3 protein-coding genes are annotated in these 3,914 nt (G+C 61.0%); all 3 read left to right on the top strand.

The genetic code is table 11. The annotated features are described in order from the left end of the window. The first annotated feature begins 122 nt into the window (after positions 1-122). On the top strand, positions 123-866 hold the full coding sequence (locus ACFE70_RS20000) for an SDR family oxidoreductase (protein ID WP_375419553.1): 744 nt from the start codon (positions 123-125) through the stop codon (positions 864-866). 316 nt (positions 867-1,182) lie between these two features. Next, a complete protein-coding gene (locus ACFE70_RS19995; RefSeq protein WP_375419552.1) occupies positions 1,183-2,085 on the top strand; it encodes a helix-turn-helix domain-containing protein in 903 nt (300 codons plus the stop codon). A 516-nt stretch (positions 2,086-2,601) separates the two neighbouring features. After that, on the top strand, positions 2,602-3,354 hold the full coding sequence (locus ACFE70_RS19990) for an SDR family oxidoreductase (protein WP_375419551.1): 753 nt from the start codon (positions 2,602-2,604) through the stop codon (positions 3,352-3,354). Positions 3,355-3,914 lie beyond the last annotated feature (560 nt).

The raw sequence follows: 3,914 nt of genomic DNA, 5'->3' as shown, positions 1-3,914 counted from the left end.
TCCTGGCCAGTGAGGAGGCCAAATGGATTAGCGCTCAGAATATCGGCATTAACGGGGCCATGGCGTAGTCCGCGTCGGGAAAACAGCCAACCCCTCTTATTTAGCTTATTTCAAGCAATCCGATGAATTCCTTAACCAATAAAGTGGCCGTCGTCACCGGTTCCGCGCGCGGCCTGGGCCAAGCCATTGCCGAGCGGTATGCCGCCCTGGGCGCCGACTTGGTCGTGAACTATTCCAAAGACCAAGCCAGCATCGACAAGGTGGTGAGCAACATCAAGGCCATGGGCCGGCGGGTCATTGCCGTGCAGGCCGACATGAGCCGGGTCGCCGACATTGAGCGGCTCTTCACGGAAGCCAAGCAAGCCTTCGGCAAAATTGACATCGTGGTGGCCAATGCCGGCATTGAGTTGGTAGACGTACCGGTACTGGACTTCACCGAGGAGCAGTTCGACCAACTCTTCAGCCTCAATACTAAGGGGTCGTACTTTACGCTGCAACAGGCCGCCCGCCACGTAGAAGATAACGGCCGCATCATTTACGTGGCTTCCAGCACCACCGTGTTTCCGGTGCCGGGCATGGCGGTATACGGGGGCAGCAAAACGACCCCGAAGTACCTGGTGGAGGTACTGGCCAAGGAAATCGGCCACCGGGGGGTTACCGTTAACTCGGTTATTCCCTACGCGACCGACAAGGCGGGCATTTTTACGGAGAACCACCCGTCGCGCGACTCGCTCATCGCCGCCAACCCGATGAAGCGGCTGGCTTCCGTCGAGGACGTGGCCAATGCGGCCGAGTTCTTCGCCAGCGGCCTGTCCTCGTTCGTCAACGGCCAGCACTTGCTGGTCAACGGCGGCGCCAGCCTGTAAGCCGGACCAACGGGTCGGGGTCTACCCGGCCCGCAGGTTGTTCCACAAGTATTTTTCCAGGCAACCGGTACCCATCATAGCTACTTTAAGAGGCACTGCAGACCTGGACCTGCTGGCTCGTCCGCATGAACAGCTAGTGCGTAAGCGTTTAGAAGTGTCGTTTGAAGGAAAGCAGAGTAGTTGGGGCGAGATAACGGAGGGCAGCGGGTCGTTGCCGAGCGCGGCACGGGTAGGACCGGCGTCAAAAAAACCAGGAGGCTCTGGCTCTATCTTGGCAGGCATCTCTTGGCGCGGTTTGATTTGCGTAGCTTTACGTATGCCCCAAACCCAATCGCTGGAAGAATTTTACCGGGCCAAAATGCAGTGGATGCCCGAGAACCTGCGCCAGGACCTGGGCCATTTCAATGTGTTTCGGCTGGACGATTTTGTGGGCCCGCAGGCGCAGCCCGTTCCGTATAGCCGCAAGGACTTCTACAAAATCAGTCTCATGGAAGGGCGCAACCGCTACCACTACGCCGACAAAGTGGTAACCATTGAACACCATGCGCTGCTCTTCGCCAACCCGCTCGTGCCTTACCACTGGGAGCAGCTGGACGGGCCCCAAACCGGCTTCTTCTGCATTTTCACGCCCGCCTTTCTGCATCAGCACACGGCCGGGCAACTCGGCAGCTTCCCGGTGTTTCAGCCGGGCGGCCAGCCCATCTACATCCTTACCGACGCGCAAAGGGCCAACGTGCGGCAGCTATTTGAGAAGATGCTGGTCGAAATCGGGTCCGATTACGTGCACAAGTACGACCTGTTGCGGGCCTACGTCCTGGAATTGATTCACAGCACGCAAAAGCTGGAACCGGCCATCACACTCTACCGCACCGGCAACGCGGCAATTCGCATTGCCTCGCTCTTCACGGAGCTGCTGGCCCGGCAGTTTCCTATTGAGTCGCCGGAGCACCGGGTGCGGCTACGCTCGGCCCAGGCCTTTGCCGGCCAGCTGGCCGTGCACGTCAACCACCTGAACCGGGCGCTGAAGGAGGTGACCGGCAAAACCACCACCCAGCTGCTGGCCGAGCGCCTGGTCCAGGAAGGGCAGGCCCTGCTTCAGCACACCGACTGGCCGGTAGCCCACATCGGCTATTGCCTGGGCTTCGAGGAGCCGGCCCACTTCACCCATTTTTTTCGCAAGCACACGGGCCAAGTACCCTCGGCCGCGCGCATTGTTTGATTTGGGTAAGTACTGGTTTGAATGGGGTAAGTGCATGGAGCGGCCGGCTGCCGAACTTTGTAGCACTCAAACGAATTAGGCTTGCCGGCTGGTTAAGTGCCCCAGGGGCTGCTTCAGCGAAGAGTTATCGCGGGCGGCATTTTGTAAAACCTATGTGCGTGTTTGTCGACGGGACCAAGCTGATAGTTGTCACTTGACCAGGTGATTTTCGTCAGGGTACCGGGGGGGACTAGCGCCGAATTTTGCGGTTCGCTTTGCCTCATGGGCACCTGGCCCTTGCGGTACCTGCTCCATCGTCGGGCTATTGCCCGGCGTTGCTCGGGTAAGTGATTTCAACGGGCTTGATTTCAATCTGCTTATCCCTTTGCGAAGCCTAGACGGCTTGCATCTCCCAGTTCCCGGGCCCGCAGTATCTGCTTCAAGCTCCGGCTACGCCGCCGGTGGAAACGGCGGCGTAGCCCCGGACTCACGCCGTGCTTCACACTATTGCCTTCATTCTCAGCAACTAACTGCTTTATGCCAACCCAACGAACCGGAATTACCGGCAAAGTCATCGCCATTACCGGGGCCAGCAGCGGCATCGGCGAAGCCGCGGCCCGCTTCCTGGCCGCCCAGGGGGCCCGCGTCGTGCTGGGCGCCCGGCGCACCGAGCGGCTGGACGCCATTGTGGCGGAAATCCAGGCAGCCGGCGGCGAGGCCCGCGGCACGGCGCTCGATGTCACGCAGCAAGAGCAACTCGTGGCCTTTATCCAGTTTGCGCAGGCGCAGTTCGGGCGCGTGGACGTGCTCGTCAGCAACGCTGGCGTGATGCCGCTGTCCCTCGTGGAGCAGCTGAAGGTGGCCGAGTGGGACCAGATGATTGATGTCAATCTGAAAGGGGTGCTCTACGGCATCGCTGCCGCCTTGCCGGTGTTCCAGGCCCAAAAAGCCGGTCATTTCGTGCACATCACCTCGGTCGGCGACCGTTGGGTAGGGCCCACGTCCACCATCTACAGCGCCACCAAGCACGCCGTGCGGGCGGTGTCGGAAGGCCTGCGCCAGGAGATGGACGAGACTATCCGGGTGACCCTGGTGGCGCCGGGCGCCACGGAATCGGAACTGCCGAACGCCATTTCCGACCCAGCCCTGAAACAGGCCGCGATAGAACAGTTCCGCATTCACCTGCTGCCGGCTGAGGCCATTGCCCGCGCCATTGCCTACGCCGTGGAGCAGCCCGCCGACGTGGACGTGAACGAAATCGTGGTGCGGCCCACCGCCCAGAAGTATTAGGGCCGCGCTGCACTACACAGTAGGGGTAGGGCTTGTAGCGCCGGGAGAAGCAACGAGGCTACCCGTGCGCTAATTCCGCCATCGCCCGCCATCGCAAGAACTGCCCTCAACCATCGGCAATACCATGAAAATCAATTTTCGTTACGTCTCGCCAGTTGGAATGGCCCTTGCCTTTGGTCTGGTGACCATCGTCCCAGCTCAGGCGAACCTCGCGAAGGAAGCCGGCGCAGGTACCCACTGCGGGTTTATCTCGAATTCAACATCCAACGGCGGCCTCGCGGCTGACAGTCAACCTACTGCGCGTCGGCTAAGAGGCAGCGCAGCTGGCAACGAGGCCGTAGTTGCTGCCCTGCCTCGAAAGCACAACTCGTCGGTGGTCATCCCGACCGATGAGCTTCGCTCCCTGATGAATCCGCCCCCGGTGGCCGAGCTATCGGGCAACGTGATTCGTATCGGCTTCATCACCGACCTCTCGGGGCCGTATGCCAGCGTCGATGGGCCGGCCGGCGCCGAGGCCATTCGGATGGCTGTCGCCGACCTGGGCGGCACGGTTGCCGGCA

Source organism: uncultured Hymenobacter sp. (assembly GCF_964243305.1).
Taxonomy (GTDB): Bacteria; Bacteroidota; Bacteroidia; order Cytophagales; family Hymenobacteraceae; genus Hymenobacter.
This window is presented reverse-complemented; position numbering and strand designations above follow the sequence as displayed.